Here is a 15,313-nt window from a genome sequence, read left to right as displayed (position 1 = left end):
ATTATACTGAACCATGACGTTTCACATATCTAAATGATATTTAAGCCCGCTATGGCATCAATTCTTTTTAGTATATCTATCTGATTGGAATACTAAGGATTAATAATAAAAAAATAGATTTTAACTATAGAGAAGGATGATCTGTAGTATGGAGTCCGCATTCAGTTTTATTTGAATTTGTCCATCTTCCTTCACGTGAATCCCCAGGCCCTTCAACAGCCGCAGTACACGGTATACAACCGATACTTGGATAGTTAAAATCGTGCAATTCGTTATAGTGCAATTCATATTTTTTAATATAGTGCCATACATCCTCCCACGTCCAATGTATCAAAGGGCAAATCTTGACTGATTGGAATCGTTCATCTTTATTAATGAACACCGTATTTTGACGACTTAGTGACTGTGATCTGCGCAATCCAGATATCCAAGCAGTGGCACCTGATAAAACATCTTCCAAAGGCTTAATTTTCCTAATATAGCAACATTGATTCGGTGCATTTTTCCAAAGTGCTGGGTTATACTGTGACGCTTGTTCGTCTAAAGTGAGCTCTGGCTTTTTAAGTTTAATACGTAATTCTGGATAACGTGCTTGAACACGATCAATTAAGTCATACGTTTCTTGAAAATGAAGTCCTGTATCTAAAAATACAATTTGAGCATCCTTTTTAACACTATAAATTAAATCAATCAGTATCATGCCTTCAGCGCCAAAGCTACAAGCATAAATAACTGACTCTCCATAGGTTTGATAAGCCCATGTCACAACTTCACGTGCGCCTTTCGTTTCATCATCAATATTTATTGATTCAGAGGCATCTGCATTAAAATGGTCGTATGTAATTTTTGATTCATGCATAAATTTATTCGCCCTCCTCTTACCATTCATCAATAATTAATAATTAGATTGATTTTAATTTTAGAATTATTCGAAAATAATTATGATTTACACTTTACTCATTGTAAATTTTTATGTCAAGTGTATATTTGTATATCTAAATTTATAATTTTTTTACTAAAAACCGTCTTAAAAACTGTCATAACAAACTTTCGAACAATTTATATTCTAATTTTAATTAAATTTTATAACAACCTTGTTATATTTAATTTTCCCCGTATCTAAACGCTTTTAGAAATTTGTAAAATTTTTCAAAAATTTTGATTTGGGGAGGCCTAAAAAGTAGGACCAGTATTTAAAAAACGTAACGATTTTTAAAATTAAAAGTAAGGTAATATTGAGTATTCTTTTAAGATATTGAGAGAGACAAAAGGGCTTCTTTGACGAATTTTCATGCCTTGGGTATATGCTGTATACTTCACGATATTTTGGAGGAGCAATTGGTGTTTTTACATTTTCGAGAAAAGAAGCGTGCAATTGAAGTACGTAGCTTGTGGCATTTACGTTGAATGAATTTATTAAAATATTGAAAAGAATGCTTAACTAAATCAGGAAAAATTGTTAGTATATCGTGCGATATAAACCAATTATTCAAGGTTTATGACAGTTAAGCATACCGGGAGTCTACGTGCGTAAAGTATTATTTATACTTTTTACTTAATATATCTGTACCTATAGCACCAATAATCATTAAGCATAATGGCCCAAATGAATAAATAATGGAACCAGATAAAAAATCAATTTCGTTACCAGATATTTTTGTGATTATAAAGATTGCTATTTTTGCGACTATCAATATGAGACCAATCACTATTAAAACATCAAAAAAAGTCTTCCATTTGTGGCGTTTTAAATTTTTGCTATCTTGAATTATTTTGTCTTTCAAATAATCGTCTCCCTTTAAAAGTTCGTCTACTGTGATATTAAATATGTCACTTATTTTCAGGAGTGTTTCAATGTTTGGATATCCTTTTTCATTTTCCCATTTCGATATAGATTGCCTACTTATATTTAAACGATCTGCTAAACCTTCTTGAGATAAATTAGCTTCTATTCTTTTCTTTTTTAATATATTATGAAAATCCATTTTGGTTACACCCCCTTATCCAAATATTTTAAATGCATTTTTTCTAACAGGTAAGTATCCTATAGTTGCGGCATGTAACCGAATTGTGGCGTACGTATTTTATATAGAATGAAAAACAGCCTTTCGTCGTTGAATGTAATATTTAACAACGCTTCTTTTGTTTTAATATGCGTTGTTATTAAAAAAGCTATAAAACACGAAACAATTGCAAAAGCGTAAGGTGAATACTTATACAGATTAAAATGATACATTTAAAATAACTACAAAATTTATAAATATATAGTAATCACACATTTGATTTTCAAAGTATTTCACCTAGAAATACGACGATATAATAATTTGGTTTTTATAATAAAACAGTGCTCACTATTATTCCGAATAAATTATTATTGTTTTTATTACAATGCTGTGAGACCGCCATCAATTACAAATTCAGAACCAGTTGAATAACTCGATTCTTCAGAAGAAAGGAAAATAATCATATTAGAAACTTCTTCAGTTTGAGCAACACGTCTCATAGGAATTGTTGTTTTGAATTGTTCTACTTGTTCTTTAACACCTTCTTGTTCTAACATAGATGTTTGGATAACGCCAGGGTGTACTGAATTTACTCTAATGTTATGAGGGGATAATTCTCTAGAAGCTGCTTTAGTCATACCCCTAACTGCGAACTTGGTATCAGTGTAACCTATAGCGCCTCCTACTAAACCATTCATAGATGAAACATTAATGATGGACCCATTTTTTTGTGCTTTCATAATGCTTGCTACTGTTTTCATACCTAGAAATACGGATACTTGGTTAACATTTACTATTTTCATATAATTTTCTAAACTTAATTCTTCTAGGGGTGTATTATACGTAATACCAGCATTATTAATTAATACATCAATATGCCCCCATTTATTCATTACTATATTTACTACATTTTGCCAGTCACTCTCGTTAACAACATCGTGTTGTATAAAAATAGTATTTTCTCCTAATGCTTTAGAAACTTGTTCTCCCAATTCTTTATTGATATCAGTAATAGCCACCCTTGCACCTTCAGCTAATAATTTTTCAACATGCGTTTTTCCCATACCTTGTGCTGCACCAGTAACTATTATCACTTTATTTTCTAATCTTTTCATTTTTATTATGCTCCTTTGCTATATTTAAATATCAATTCCCCATTTAAATCATCCACTAATGTATAGTAAAACCCTAACTCCTCATACAACTTTCTAGCTACTTGGTTCTCTCGAACAATACTTAAATAAAGTGTATTAACTTTATATTTATCTAATACAAAAAACATTAATAACCTCATTGCTTTTCGACCAATACCCTGACGTTGATATTTTTCATCAATGAGAATTCGATCAATCCATGTTTCTTTTTTTTACCAAAGCAACCATACATCGCAAAACCTACAATTTCATTGTCGTTATAAATTGCTACAGGACACCACTGAGAAAATTTCTCGGCTTCATTTAAACATTCGTGTACAGTTTCAATAAAATTCATTTGTTTAGAATTTACTTTTAATTGCTTTACTTCGTTAACATTAGATGGATTTATATTATTTATATAAACAGTCATAATTACTCCTTTATTATTTTACCTGGAAACCTTTTACTGGTATATTAACATTACAATTTATTTTTAGGAAGGAGATAACATGGAAAACAATAATTTTTTTGAACTCATTCACAACGCCGAATTATTTAATGATGCAACGATGACGCTTTTCATGAAAAAATTTAATTTAAACGTTAATATTTCACAAATTTTAGCTTTATCAAAATTAAAAGAAGAAGGTCCGCAAAAGCCTTCTACACTTGCACTTGCTCTAGGGTACACGTCTGGCGCTATCACAAAACTAACGAACAACCTTGTAAAAGAAGGTTATATTTTACGAGAACATCAAAAAAATGACCGTAGAGTAGTCTTGATTACAATAACTAAAAAGGGTTTAAAAGTTTTAGAAGAAGCCCAAAAGCAAGGCCAAAACATGAGAAATGAAGTTTATTCTGTTTTAAATATTGAAGAAGTTGAACAACTATTAAGCATACAAAAGAAATTATTTGAACGAGTAAAATATTTAAATACAGAAAGCAGATAAATATTTTGAATTTTAGAGGTGGCTTAAATGCATAAAGAAAGGTTACATTTTGCGTGGTTAATATTAATAGGGCTCTGTGTTTCTGTAGGATTAGGTAAAGCAGCGTTAAATAATTCAGCAGGTTTATTTTTATCCCCTGTGTCCCAAGATTTAAATGTAGGCGTAGGGAGTTTAACGATTTATTTAAGTGTTTCTTCGATTGTGACCCTGCTGTTTCTTCCGTTTGGAGGAAAGCTATTATCTAAATATAGTGCACGGTTGGTATTATTTTTTGCCATTATTTTCCAAGCAGGTGCGTTCGCTTTATTTGGTTTAATGAATTCAATTTGGGGATGGTACCTCTTAGCTATACCACTCGCTATCGGCGGGGTTTTCATTACTGTAATAGGTGGTCCTGTTTTAATCGAAAGATGGTTTAGTAAAGGGAAAGGGCTGGCCCTTGGTATTTTATCAGCAATTGGAGGGTTACTGGGTGTATTTGCGCAACCTATTATAGGCGCTTTAATTAGTCAGTTTGGTTGGAGAAATGCATACTTTATTACAGGATTAGGTGTGCTTATTATTGTTACACCTATCATTTTATTATTAATTCGTAATTCTCCTAAGGATAAAAATACAAAAGCTTATGGAGATACAAGCACTGATATAGACCCCCATAAACAAATACAAAACATCGAAGGTATTGCGTATACTACGGCCAAAAAAACGCCAGCTTTTTTCTTATTAGCCCTATTTTTCTTCATTATTACCGCTATATCAAGCTTTACAATGCACGTCCCTACTTATCTTGTTAATCATGGACAAAAAGTTAGTATTGCTGGCGCAATGATGTCTGCACTGATGGTGGGTGTTTTTGTCGGTTCACTCGTATTTGGTTATCTCACAGACAAGATTGGCGCAAAAAAAGTGGGTTTATTGGCTATGATACTAGGGCTAATCGCCACTATTTTATTGATTGCTATGCCTGATTTTATTGTGGTAGTAGCTGTTGCTTTATTCTTATTTGGAATGTTTACTTCATCGATTGGAACAATAGCACCAGCGATGGCTTCGTCATTATTTGGAAGTAAAGACTATAGTCAAATTTATTCCACCTCATCAATTGGCTTAGCCCTTGCATCTATTGTCGCTTTACCAGCTTATGGTTTTATATATGATATTTCAGGAAGCTATACCACGGGCCTTATTATCATTATTTTACTATTTGTGGTTAATATCATTGCGATTATTTTGGCTTTTAAAAATAAAGAAAAACTTGTTAAAGAAGGATATTGGAATTCTAAAAAGAAAGGTGATTTAAATGGCTAGACTAGATAATAAAATTGCTATCGTAACAGGTGGCGCAGGAGGCATTGGTTCAGGGATTGTAAGAGCCTACGTTAAAGAAAATGCGAAAGTTGTTATTGCTGACATTGCTGAAGAAAAAGGACAGGCATTGAGCCAAGAATTAAACAACCAAGGTTATGATACTTTCTTTATCAAAACAGATTTAAGTAATAAAGCATCATTACAAGCTTGTGTTGACCGTACTATACAGACTTATGGACAAATTGACATATTAGTTAATAACGCTCATGCATCTCGTATGAATAGTTTTTTAAATATTACGGAAGATGATTTGAATTTGTCATTTAATACGGGGTTTTATGCGACGTTTTATTTATGCCAAATGGTAATTCCTTATTTAAAAGAAACTCAAGGAAACATTATAAACTTTGGTTCTGGCGCAGCTGTTAAGGGAGATAAAAATCAAGGTGCCTATGTTGTTGCGAAAGAAGCTATTCGTGGTATAACTCGGGTGATTGCAAATGAATTCGGAGCGTTTGGTATCAATGCTAATGTGATTTCACCTATTGCTTATTCTGAAGGTGTTGATCAATGGAGAAAAGATAACCCAGAATATTATAATCAAGTTGTCCAAGGCATTCCTCTACAAAAATTTGGAGACGTTGAAAAAGACATTGGACCGGTCGCTGTATTTCTAGGAAGTAAAGATGCTCAATATATTACTGGACAAACCGTAATGGTAGACGGTGGTAGTATTAAATTATATTAATCATATAAAGAAAGCGTGATAAATAATGAAAAATAAAGTTGGTATTGTAACCGCAGCAGGTAATGGCATTGGTAGAGCAAGTGCTATCGCCTTTGCAAAAGCAGGCGCGAAAGTTGTCGTATCAGATATTTCTGAAGAGTCAGGATATGAAACTGTAAGACTCATTCAAGACGAAGGTGGAGAAGCACAATTTATTAAGTGTAATGTAGCCGAAGAAAAGGACGTTAAAAATTTAATTGACCAAACTGTTAAACAATTTGGTCGATTGGATTGGGCGCATAATAACGCAGGCATCGGCGCTCCAACGGCTTCATTAACAGAGATTGACACAGACCGTTGGCAGCGTGTAATAGATGTTACTTTAACTGGTACATTTTTATGTTTGAAATATGAGATACCAGCTATGCTTGAATCTGGTGGAGGCGCAATTGTTAATACGGCATCTACAGGTGGTTTAGTTGGAACACCTGGTTTAACGCCTTATATTTCTGCTAAACACGGCGTTAATGGGTTAACTAAAAGTGCGGCATTAGAATTTGGCAAACAAAACATACGCATTAACTCAATTTGTCCTGGTATGACAAAAACAGCAGCTGTAGAAAATTGGAGTCAAGAAGCAGAAGAACAAGCGAAAGCTTTTGAATCTGCTATTCCAATGGGCCGTATGGGCGTACCGAATGAACAAGCAAATGCCGCAGTGTGGTTATGTTCTGAACAATCTTCTTTTATTACAGGGATTAACCTCCCCGTCGATGGCGGAGAAACTGCAGAATAAATCGTTTTATTATAATATGACTATTTAATTAAGGACGTCATGTATGAGACAGACTTATCCACCTATTTTATTGATTTTGTTGTTATTAGCTTCATGTGGCAACCAAGAAAATGAGCAAAAAGAACATGATCAGCATTCAGAAAAGCAAGAAGAAAAAGTCGGTGAATCAGATACTAAAATAGAAAACCTACCTGATAAAACAGAATCATCTAAGATACAAAACAATGTGGTTTATGGAAACTTTACTTTAAACAGTAGGCAGAATCAAGATACCTATGATGACAAAAAAACTCAAACAAAGTATATATTAGAGGAAGATAGAACCATTAAAAAAATTATTAATAAATCAAATAATATTTTATCCCCAAAAGCATTTATGCAAACAGATGCTAAGAAAGTTGAACAATATTCTGATGGTGTTTATAAATACTATTCAAAATCAATTGATAAATATTATAAAGTAATTGAAAAACACAAGTCACATAAAAATATTTTGATCGTGACAATGTATTAATTTTTTAAGGGATAGTATAACTAAATTTGATGAAAATATTACGTGGGGTTTAATTAGAATAAACTCCAAACTTACAATAACAACGAAAACGTCATAACACGTACTAATTATTAATGTGACAAAATCGTAAGACAAATTCGATTTTCATTTTTTATCCCCCCTTGTATAATGTGCTTTATATTATTGGAAAAGAGGGATAAAATGAGCGTACAAAAAGGTACAGCTTCGCTAACAAGAATTAACCTCATTGACGTTATACGTGGTATAGCTATTATAGGTATTCTATTAATTAATATTCACTTTTTTGAACCCTCTAATACAAAAAGTATAGAGATTAACATATTTGATAGTAAAGTTATTAATTATATAGAAATGTTCAGTTTAAATAAATTTCATTTTATATTTGCTTTTTTGTTTGGTGTCAGTACTTCTATTTTTATAAATAATTTACAAACAAAAGGGTTAACCCTTTGGGTACATATACGTCGAATGGTTCTTTTATTTATTGTTGGCGCATTAAGTTCCTTATTATGGGATGGCGATATTCTTAAACTATATGCAGTCATGGGGGTGCTTTTACTACTTTTTCAAAACGTGCCAAATAAAATAAAACTGAGTTGTGGCGTTTTATTGGTTACATTTGGAAATTTTTTACCCATATTAATTAAATTTATAGAAATCAAAGGTATCCACATTCCTAATTTGCTTAATTCATTTGTTTTATTAATGGTCATGCTCTCAACATTAGGACATATGTTATTAGGGCAAGCACTTTACTATATCGGTATTTTTACGAATAAAAGTTTATTGCCTAAATTAAAAAAATATTGGTTACTGTTTTTAACACTTACCCTCCTTATATGGGCACTTGCATTATTCATTCAAAATAACGAATTACTGCATAGCTTTAATCAAAACAGTGGCCCTATTATCGGTTTATTTTATATATTTTCAATTTTATTACTATACCAAATTAAACCAGTACAAAAATGCCTTTCTATATTGATTCCGTATGGGAAAATGGCATTCACGAATTACTTAGGCCAAACAATCATAGGTGTTGTTATTTTAACACCGATTCTTTCAAATTATACCGTCCATACTTATGGCATGCTTTTATTATATGTAGCAGTCACTTTATTTCAGATTACTTTCTCATTGATATGGATGCATTATTTTTTATTTGGTCCATTAGAGTGGTTGTGGCGTTGTGGAACCTATTTAAAAATCCAACCTATAAAGAAATCAAAAACATGAATTTCTTTTATAATAAAGTACATTAAAAAGGGCTACTTATTAAGCTAACGGATTCAGTTCGTAGAAGTATAGTAAAAATCAATAATACATTAATAGATATTGTTGCAAATTATAATAAAGTTAGCGTCCAACAAAAACTGGGCTACTTATCTCCTATAAAATTCAGGAAATTAGTAGCCTAGTAAATAGTGTTTTATTAACTTGCTATTTTAAAAGTTCAACATCTTCAATAGAATTCTTTTATATAATAGCTTTATATTTAACTCGCTTATATTAACGAATTAATGATAAAAGCAAAGCTAAAAGCAATAAACGCTAGCAATGTTTCCATTACTGTCCAAGTTTTGAATGTTTCTTTAACATTCAGACCTAAATACTCTTTAACCATCCAAAATCCAGCATCGTTAACATGAGACAGCATTAATGACCCTGCCCCTGTAGCTATAACTAATAATTCTAAATTTATCCCTGACATATGCTGTATGATTGGGGATACAATACCCGCAGCTGTAGTTAATGCAACTGTTGCAGACCCTGTAGCAACACGTATCAAACCTGCAACTAAAAATGCTAATAATAATGGCGAGAGCGAAAGGTTTTCAGTCATTTGTGCAATCGTGTCACCAACGCCTGTTTCAATAAGTATTTCTTTAAACCCTCCGCCAGCTCCAATAATTAAAATAATAGATCCTAATGGTAAAATACATTCTTCTACTAAATCTTTAATTACATTTTTTGACATACCTTGTTTAAAACCTAACAAATAAAAAGCGACAAAGCATGAAATTAATAAAGCTATAACTGGGCTACCTATAAATAACAAAGTATTTTTCAATAAACTCGGTATATCTCCTAAATATGGAGTAATTATAGATAACAACATTAGCAATACAGGTAACACAATAACTAAAAATGATATCGCTACACTTGGTAATGCATTCGTTTTATTATCTACTTTAATAATGTCTGGTGAATTTTCTGGTATTAAACGTTTACTAATAAACTTACCAAAAATCGGCCCTGCAATAATCGCAGTAGGTAAAGCAATAATGAGTGAATAAAGTAATACCTTTCCTAAATTTGCATCGTAAATACCGATTGCAGTCATTGCCCCAGGATGAGGCGGCACAATACCATGAACAATTGATAAGCCCGCTAATAATGGGATTGCTATAAGTAATATGTTTGCTTTTGTAGTTTTATGAATTGAAATAACAAGTGGTAATAAAATAACAATACCCACTTCAAAAAACACTGGTATACCAATGATAAAACCTGATAACATCATTGCCCATGGTAATTTTTTATAACCTAATGACTTCACTAGATAATCTGAAATTTGCATGCCTGCACCTGAATCAGACATCAATTTACCTAATATGGTTCCTAAAGCTAAAATGCCGACTAAATGTCCTAATACATCTCCCACACCTGTTTCATAAGCTGTTACAATTTTTTCAGGTGATAAGCCTGCCATGATTGCTAAAAATAAACCAGCAACGGTTAAACTGATAAATGCATGCCATTTCCACCAAGCAACCCCTAGTATGACAATAACAATTGAAAGTAGCGTAATGATTAATAAATAAATGTTAGAATCCATCCCTGTTCCCCCATTAATGTTAGCGCTACCAACAAGTTACAAAAGTTTCACATCAATCTTTTAAACTGATTGTATATTTTTTCAACTTACTATTATAGTAACCAATACTATACTCGATAACTTCACCTGATACTGCGTAAGTTTCTCTCTCTCTAATGAGCAAAGGTTCTGACACATTAAGGTTTAATTGTATTGAAGCTTCTTCATCAAACCCAACAGAGAAATTATCTTCAATATTTTGGATTTCCATCTTCTCTTCTTCTAAAATTTTATATATCGATAAATCATTGTTCTGCTTTAATTCATCATAATTAGTTAAATGATTCAATGGATATGGTAAATAATGATTGAATAGTATATATGGCTGATCATTTAATAGATAGACTCTTGTTATCTTGTAGGATTTCACACCAAACATTTGAAATAATTGACTATTTTCTTCGTGTACAACTACCGTAATATCTTTAATAATTTTCTGTATTTTATTGCCTTGTTCTACAAGTTTTTCTGTGAAATTTTTATTGTTTGTGATGTTGTTCCTCTGTTTATGATTAATTACTGTGGTCCCTTTACCGCTTTTCTTTTCCAAGTAGCCTAAGTTTACCAATTCTTTAATTGCAGATCTTACAGTCACTTTACTCACATTAAACTCTTTTTCGAACTCTATTTCTGTCGGTATATAATTTCCAACTGTATATATCCCATGGATAATTCTGTCTTCAATAATTTGTTTTATTTGTAAATATAATGGCCCTTTTTCTGATGATAATTTCGTCATAAATCAATTACCTCTCAATATCATTTTTTTCATTATTTATAACTTTTATTATATCATCAGTATCAAACAATGGTGTATCTCCAGAAATTGTATGCGCTAACACACAAGAAGCAGTTGAAAATGTCACCGTGTCTTGCGGATCCATATTTGAAAGTTCTCCGTGAATGATCCCACAAGTATAGGCATCTCCAGTACCAATTCTGTCTAAGATATCCACATCAAACGCTTTAGAATAATACATAGCCCCCTTATCATATAAATATCCTTTAATGACGTTATGGTTGCTCCCTTGTACAGTTCGAATCGTCCCCCCGATTTTATTAATTCCATATTTTTTGGCCACTAGAGGGAGGAGTGCTTCTAATTGTCCTTCTTTTGTCTCTTTATTCGTTGATAATCCTAAAGTTTGAATAGCATCTTTTTCACTCATTATAACGATGTCTGCTTCTGATAAAATAGTTTCATAATATGGTTTAGCACGTTGGTTACCATTTTCTCCCCATAACGAAGGTCTAAAATTACAATCAAAAACTACTTTAATATTTTGTTCCTTTGCTAATTTCACTAGTTGTAAAACATTATCTCGTGTTAACTGATTCATAGCTAACGTGATGCCACATATATGCAAAACATCAATGTCTTCGAGTGATTGTAACAAGTCAAATTTTGAAATACCGGTAATATTAAAACTACTTTGTTGCCTATTGGTGTACGTCACATTACTTGGACGATTACCAAACCCTTTTTCTAAAAAGTACATACCTAAATTATTGTCGTTTTTGATTACTAAATTACTTTGAATCCCTAACCTACGTATTGCACCAATAGCAGATGAACCAATTGAATTATCTGGTACAGCGCTAATTAAACTAGAAGTATATCCAAATTGTGCTAACAACCCAGCAACATTGACTCCCGTACCAGTAAACGAATATTTCAAATCTTCTGCTTGTCTTAACAAGAGATTATCAGGCACTTCCAAACGCATCATTATTTCTCCATATGCTGCAATATGTTTATTCATATTGATCAACTAATTGTTTCATTTTATAAGTTAACCATTCTACATCTTCAATACGAGTTAAACCCGTCTCTTTATCAATAATAGAAGAATAGACATGCGGTATAATTTTTGGCACATGATAATCTAAAGCAATTTTTAGAATTTCTTCGAAATTTTCCTTGGTAATACCGCCTGTAGGCTCTAATCCAAAATTCATATCTCCACATGCCTGAGCTACGGCTTTATATTCTTCGACTGTATCTAAACCGCTCATTGGGAAGAATTTAATAGCATCTCCGCCCATGTCTTTAATTAAATTAATAGCAGCTTTTATTGGTATAACTGCTTTTTCAGAATCTTCGCTACTTATTGGACCTGTGGAAACATTGACATAACCTACTCTACCTGTAGGTGATACTAAAGCGTTAACCCAAGATGTGTCGTGCGTGTTAGCTGTTGTTTGTCCTACACTTGTAAATACTTGATTAATGTGTGAACCTTGGTAATCTTTTGCAATATCTGATACAACTTTTGCTTGTCTATTATCACCAGCACCTAATCCAATCGATATTGCATCATCAACGTGTGAACCAAAATCACTCATACTAGTTACCGCGTCTTTGACAGTGTCATAATCTTTTGATAATACGCCAATAACTACATTTTTATTTGCTGCTTGATATACATCTTTAATATTTCGTTCCCCTTTGGCTAATACATTGAGCGCTACGCTATCTTTATAAAATCTGTCTAATATTTTCATTAAATTTCGCCTTCCACTATCTGTATAATCGTTTTATATATTATCTCCATTTCACCGCGTTTTAACGGTCTAGGATCTATATCAAAGAACCCTTGTTTAACACCATAATCTCGTGTGTAAATAGCTATGTCAGCAGATTTTAGTTTCTTAGCAAATGATTCTGCATTCAAATTTAAAATTGATGGATCCACATATACGCGTGTTCTATATATATCTCTGCCTGCTTCATCTTGAACGACTTCTAGCTTAATGCCTTGATAGTCATTAAGCGCTTCTAATTTTTGTAGTTCCTGTTTTTCATTTTTAGAATTGTCCACTTTCTCAAAATATTCATCTAAAGCTTGTAATAACCCAAAAGTTGATTCTTTACCCACTTTCATACTTCTTCCTATAAAGTGTAATTGCACTTTCGTAGCTTCAATGAGTGAATTTTTACCTGCAACGATACCAGTTGTAGGACCTTGTATTGCTTTTGAGCCACTGAAAATAGCTATGTCTGAGCATTGTGTATATTTTTTCAAATCTTCTTCTGCAGCTGCATCTACAATAAGCGGAATATGATGTCTTTGTGCCACTTCATATACCTCTTCTACAGATGCCATGTTTTTTTGAACTGCATGATGCGATTTTACATAAAGAATAGCTGCTGTATTTTCATTAATTGCTTCTTTTATATGTTTATTTTTCCCTTCATTTGCGTACCCTACTTCAACTACTGAACCCCCGCCTAAATAAATCATTGTCTCTATAGGGGCACCATATTGAACATTATGCCCTTTAAATAAAATCACTTCATTTTTATCAATTTTATCGTTATGCAATCTTTGACTTTTACGTTCGTTGCCCCCTGTGATGACACCAGCAATTGATAATGCTATGCCGCTTGACGCAGAGTTTACAACCACAGCATCTTCTGCATTAATCTTATTCGCAATATATGCGCCAGATTTATCAACCAAATCTGCCATCTCTACGTAATTTTGTCCGCCAAATTTCATCGCGTCCATTACTGAATCTGTTGGTGATGAAACGCCAAGAATGCTCATTCTCCCACTTGCATTAACAACACGTTTCAAACCATATTTATAATTTAATGAATTTTCCATTTGCTACTACGCCTCTTTCTTTAATTATTTGGTTACTTTTAACCGTTTGTTTAGACGAATCAGTAAACATTTGCTCTTCTTCAACCACGTCAAATATAGTCAGATTCGCTATACTACCCTCTCTAAGTTCTGCCAATTTAGGTTTGTTAATAATTGCCGCAGGTTTTTGCGTTACTGCGTAAATAATTTCTTTTAGTGTATATCCTAGATATAAAAATTTTGATAATACATTAGCTAAACTAAATACTGGTCCTTCTACTCTATTTTTTTTATAAATATCCGTACTTATCGTATCAAAATGTATATTAGCATTTCGTGCTTGCTTTGCTACCTCAAATGAAAAACTGGCATTACCATGACCAACATCTAAATTAACCCCTCGGTTGACCGCTTCTGTTAATACTTTCAACGGTTCGCCATTATTATCAAACAGATTATTATCTTTACCATTTAAGAAATGTGTGATTACATCTCCCTTTCGCAATAAAGGTATTACCTCTTGGATTTTTGGCGGGGCAGAACCAATGTGGGTCATAATAGGTAATTTCAACTGTTCACTGATTTCCACAGCTTTTTCCAAGGGTATCGTGCCGTTACCTTTCACAACGCTACTGCTTATTCGTGATTTCAAACCAATGACCATATCTTTATATTGATGCGCCGCTGTAATACATTGTTGCTGGTCTATCCAAGTTAAATTAGATAGCTCATCAATTCTCTCGAGCCCTATTTTTGATATGTTTAAAAATGAAAATACATTTGTTTCACTATTTAATGCACGATTATATAATTCATCGATTCTATCTGCACCACAGCTTCCAGCGTCGACAATTGTGGTAACGCCTTGTTTCACTCCGATCTCATCAATCTCATCTCCATATGGACTGAAATCCGAAAATGCGTGTACATGTAAATCAATCCAACCCGTCGATAAATAAGAACTTGAACCATCAAAAAGGATAGGCCCCTCTAATGTATGATGCTCTCCAATACTTTTAATTACACCCTCTTCAAGAAAAATATCGATACGCTCTTCATTTATTGTGGAGATATTTTTTATTATTCCTGTACTTTTCACACTATCTCACCTCGCGAAAAGATTATAACATTATAATGTTTGAAAACGCAATCATTATAATGTTTACAAAATTAGAAACACTTAAAATTTTGATGGATAGAGTGAAATCTTAAATATACGGTTAAAATATCTAATTCTGCATATTTTCTTTTCACCTCTATTTTTAATTGTTCATTTGAGTACTATTTTTTATATTTTCGTGATCAATCATTACTCTATTTTTACTTTCTAAAAACAAGTAATTTTTTCCATAAAAAAACACCTCCGTATAAATTCATTTTAGTATGA

17 protein-coding genes are annotated in these 15,313 nt (G+C 32.4%); 6 read left to right on the top strand and 11 right to left on the bottom strand.

Translation table 11 applies throughout. The features are described 5' to 3' along the window. Positions 1 to 124: 124 nt before the first annotated feature. From KA894_RS05535 to KA894_RS14685, 5 genes are all read right to left on the bottom strand, one after another. Positions 125 to 859 (bottom strand): phosphoadenylyl-sulfate reductase, encoded by a 735-nt coding sequence (locus KA894_RS05535; protein WP_107644390.1) that lies wholly within the window; start codon positions 857 to 859, stop codon positions 125 to 127. 679 nt (positions 860 to 1,538) lie between these two features. Further along, the gene (locus tag KA894_RS05530; RefSeq protein ID WP_115342478.1) at positions 1,539 to 1,985 is read right to left on the bottom strand and encodes a helix-turn-helix domain-containing protein; all 447 of its coding nucleotides are present in this window, start codon (positions 1,983 to 1,985) and stop codon (positions 1,539 to 1,541) included. A 398-nt stretch (positions 1,986 to 2,383) separates the two neighbouring features. Then, positions 2,384 to 3,118, bottom strand: a complete 735-nt coding sequence (locus KA894_RS05525) for an SDR family NAD(P)-dependent oxidoreductase (protein WP_115342479.1) — start codon at positions 3,116 to 3,118, stop codon at positions 2,384 to 2,386. A 5-nt stretch (positions 3,119 to 3,123) separates the two neighbouring features. Further along, positions 3,124 to 3,312: a GNAT family N-acetyltransferase gene (locus KA894_RS14690; protein WP_229719035.1), complete on the bottom strand. Its 189-nt coding sequence runs from the start codon at positions 3,310 to 3,312 to the stop codon at positions 3,124 to 3,126. Continuing rightward, positions 3,294 to 3,569, bottom strand: a complete 276-nt coding sequence (locus tag KA894_RS14685; protein WP_234420412.1) for a hypothetical protein — start codon at positions 3,567 to 3,569, stop codon at positions 3,294 to 3,296. The genes KA894_RS14690 and KA894_RS14685 overlap by 19 nt, the downstream gene beginning before the upstream one ends. Before the next feature lie 79 nt (positions 3,570 to 3,648). Between KA894_RS14685 and KA894_RS05515 the strand changes: the two genes are divergently transcribed. The 6 genes from KA894_RS05515 to KA894_RS05490 all read left to right on the top strand — a co-directional run bounded on the left by KA894_RS05515 (position 3,649) and on the right by KA894_RS05490 (position 8,694). Then, positions 3,649 to 4,092, top strand: coding sequence for a MarR family winged helix-turn-helix transcriptional regulator (locus tag KA894_RS05515; RefSeq protein ID WP_096811127.1), 444 nt, complete (start codon positions 3,649 to 3,651; stop codon positions 4,090 to 4,092). 27 nt (positions 4,093 to 4,119) lie between these two features. Beyond that, positions 4,120 to 5,400, top strand: a complete 1,281-nt coding sequence (locus KA894_RS05510) for an MFS transporter (RefSeq protein ID WP_115342480.1) — start codon at positions 4,120 to 4,122, stop codon at positions 5,398 to 5,400. After that, positions 5,393 to 6,148, top strand: coding sequence for an SDR family NAD(P)-dependent oxidoreductase (locus KA894_RS05505; protein ID WP_096811128.1), 756 nt, complete (start codon positions 5,393 to 5,395; stop codon positions 6,146 to 6,148). The genes KA894_RS05510 and KA894_RS05505 overlap by 8 nt, the downstream gene beginning before the upstream one ends. Before the next feature lie 25 nt (positions 6,149 to 6,173). Next, positions 6,174 to 6,923 carry a glucose 1-dehydrogenase gene (locus tag KA894_RS05500; protein WP_096811129.1) on the top strand — a complete coding sequence of 250 codons (750 nt, stop codon included), beginning with the start codon at positions 6,174 to 6,176 and terminating at the stop codon, positions 6,921 to 6,923. A gap of 43 nt (positions 6,924 to 6,966) precedes the next feature. Next, positions 6,967 to 7,437: a hypothetical protein gene (locus tag KA894_RS05495; protein WP_207572946.1), complete on the top strand. Its 471-nt coding sequence runs from the start codon at positions 6,967 to 6,969 to the stop codon at positions 7,435 to 7,437. A 201-nt stretch (positions 7,438 to 7,638) separates the two neighbouring features. Further along, positions 7,639 to 8,694 carry a DUF418 domain-containing protein gene (locus KA894_RS05490; RefSeq protein WP_157772561.1) on the top strand — a complete coding sequence of 352 codons (1,056 nt, stop codon included), beginning with the start codon at positions 7,639 to 7,641 and terminating at the stop codon, positions 8,692 to 8,694. A gap of 268 nt (positions 8,695 to 8,962) precedes the next feature. Here KA894_RS05490 and KA894_RS05485 read toward each other — a convergent pair whose 3' ends face one another. The 6 genes from KA894_RS05485 to KA894_RS05460 are packed head-to-tail and all read right to left on the bottom strand — an operon-like array spanning position 8,963 to position 15,025. Further along, a complete protein-coding gene (locus KA894_RS05485) occupies positions 8,963 to 10,297 on the bottom strand; it encodes a GntT/GntP/DsdX family permease (protein ID WP_096811132.1) in 1,335 nt (444 codons plus the stop codon). A 52-nt stretch (positions 10,298 to 10,349) separates the two neighbouring features. Further along, a complete protein-coding gene (locus KA894_RS05480) occupies positions 10,350 to 11,075 on the bottom strand; it encodes a GntR family transcriptional regulator (protein WP_096811133.1) in 726 nt (241 codons plus the stop codon). Positions 11,076 to 11,082: 7 nt separating this feature from the next. Then, entirely contained in the window at positions 11,083 to 12,099 is a 1,017-nt protein-coding gene (locus tag KA894_RS05475) for a sugar kinase (RefSeq protein WP_103372499.1), read from the bottom strand. After that, positions 12,092 to 12,841: a 2-dehydro-3-deoxy-phosphogluconate aldolase gene (gene dagF, locus KA894_RS05470; protein ID WP_096811134.1), complete on the bottom strand. Its 750-nt coding sequence runs from the start codon at positions 12,839 to 12,841 to the stop codon at positions 12,092 to 12,094. Before dagF ends, KA894_RS05475 begins: the two co-directional genes overlap by 8 nt. Next, positions 12,841 to 13,947: a DgaE family pyridoxal phosphate-dependent ammonia lyase gene (locus tag KA894_RS05465; RefSeq protein ID WP_119487876.1), complete on the bottom strand. Its 1,107-nt coding sequence runs from the start codon at positions 13,945 to 13,947 to the stop codon at positions 12,841 to 12,843. Before KA894_RS05465 ends, dagF begins: the two co-directional genes overlap by 1 nt. Next, complete coding sequence (locus KA894_RS05460; protein ID WP_103372498.1) at positions 13,925 to 15,025, bottom strand: amidohydrolase/deacetylase family metallohydrolase; 1,101 nt, start codon at positions 15,023 to 15,025, stop codon at positions 13,925 to 13,927. Before KA894_RS05460 ends, KA894_RS05465 begins: the two co-directional genes overlap by 23 nt. Positions 15,026 to 15,313 lie beyond the last annotated feature (288 nt).

It is taken from the genome of Staphylococcus sp. GDY8P131P, assembly GCF_017891975.1.
Taxonomy (GTDB): domain Bacteria; phylum Bacillota; class Bacilli; order Staphylococcales; family Staphylococcaceae; genus Staphylococcus; species Staphylococcus nepalensis.
Note: the sequence above shows the minus strand (reverse complement) of the source record. Positions and strands in the feature narration are given on the sequence as shown.

Coding starts and splice junctions, on each gene's coding strand:
- KA894_RS05535 (WP_107644390.1), bottom strand. CDS start 859: ATGCATGAATCAAAAATTACATACGACCATTTTAATGCAGATGCCTCT.
- KA894_RS05530 (WP_115342478.1), bottom strand. CDS start 1,985: ATGGATTTTCATAATATATTAAAAAAGAAAAGAATAGAAGCTAATTTA.
- KA894_RS05525 (WP_115342479.1), bottom strand. CDS start 3,118: ATGAAAAGATTAGAAAATAAAGTGATAATAGTTACTGGTGCAGCACAA.
- KA894_RS14685 (WP_234420412.1), bottom strand. CDS start 3,569: ATGACTGTTTATATAAATAATATAAATCCATCTAATGTTAACGAAGTA.
- KA894_RS05515 (WP_096811127.1), top strand. CDS start 3,649: ATGGAAAACAATAATTTTTTTGAACTCATTCACAACGCCGAATTATTT.
- KA894_RS05510 (WP_115342480.1), top strand. CDS start 4,120: ATGCATAAAGAAAGGTTACATTTTGCGTGGTTAATATTAATAGGGCTC.
- KA894_RS05505 (WP_096811128.1), top strand. CDS start 5,393: ATGGCTAGACTAGATAATAAAATTGCTATCGTAACAGGTGGCGCAGGA.
- KA894_RS05500 (WP_096811129.1), top strand. CDS start 6,174: ATGAAAAATAAAGTTGGTATTGTAACCGCAGCAGGTAATGGCATTGGT.
- KA894_RS05495 (WP_207572946.1), top strand. CDS start 6,967: ATGAGACAGACTTATCCACCTATTTTATTGATTTTGTTGTTATTAGCT.
- KA894_RS05490 (WP_157772561.1), top strand. CDS start 7,639: ATGAGCGTACAAAAAGGTACAGCTTCGCTAACAAGAATTAACCTCATT.
- KA894_RS05485 (WP_096811132.1), bottom strand. CDS start 10,297: ATGGATTCTAACATTTATTTATTAATCATTACGCTACTTTCAATTGTT.
- KA894_RS05480 (WP_096811133.1), bottom strand. CDS start 11,075: ATGACGAAATTATCATCAGAAAAAGGGCCATTATATTTACAAATAAAA.
- KA894_RS05475 (WP_103372499.1), bottom strand. CDS start 12,099: ATGAATAAACATATTGCAGCATATGGAGAAATAATGATGCGTTTGGAA.
- dagF (WP_096811134.1), bottom strand. CDS start 12,841: ATGAAAATATTAGACAGATTTTATAAAGATAGCGTAGCGCTCAATGTA.
- KA894_RS05465 (WP_119487876.1), bottom strand. CDS start 13,947: ATGGAAAATTCATTAAATTATAAATATGGTTTGAAACGTGTTGTTAAT.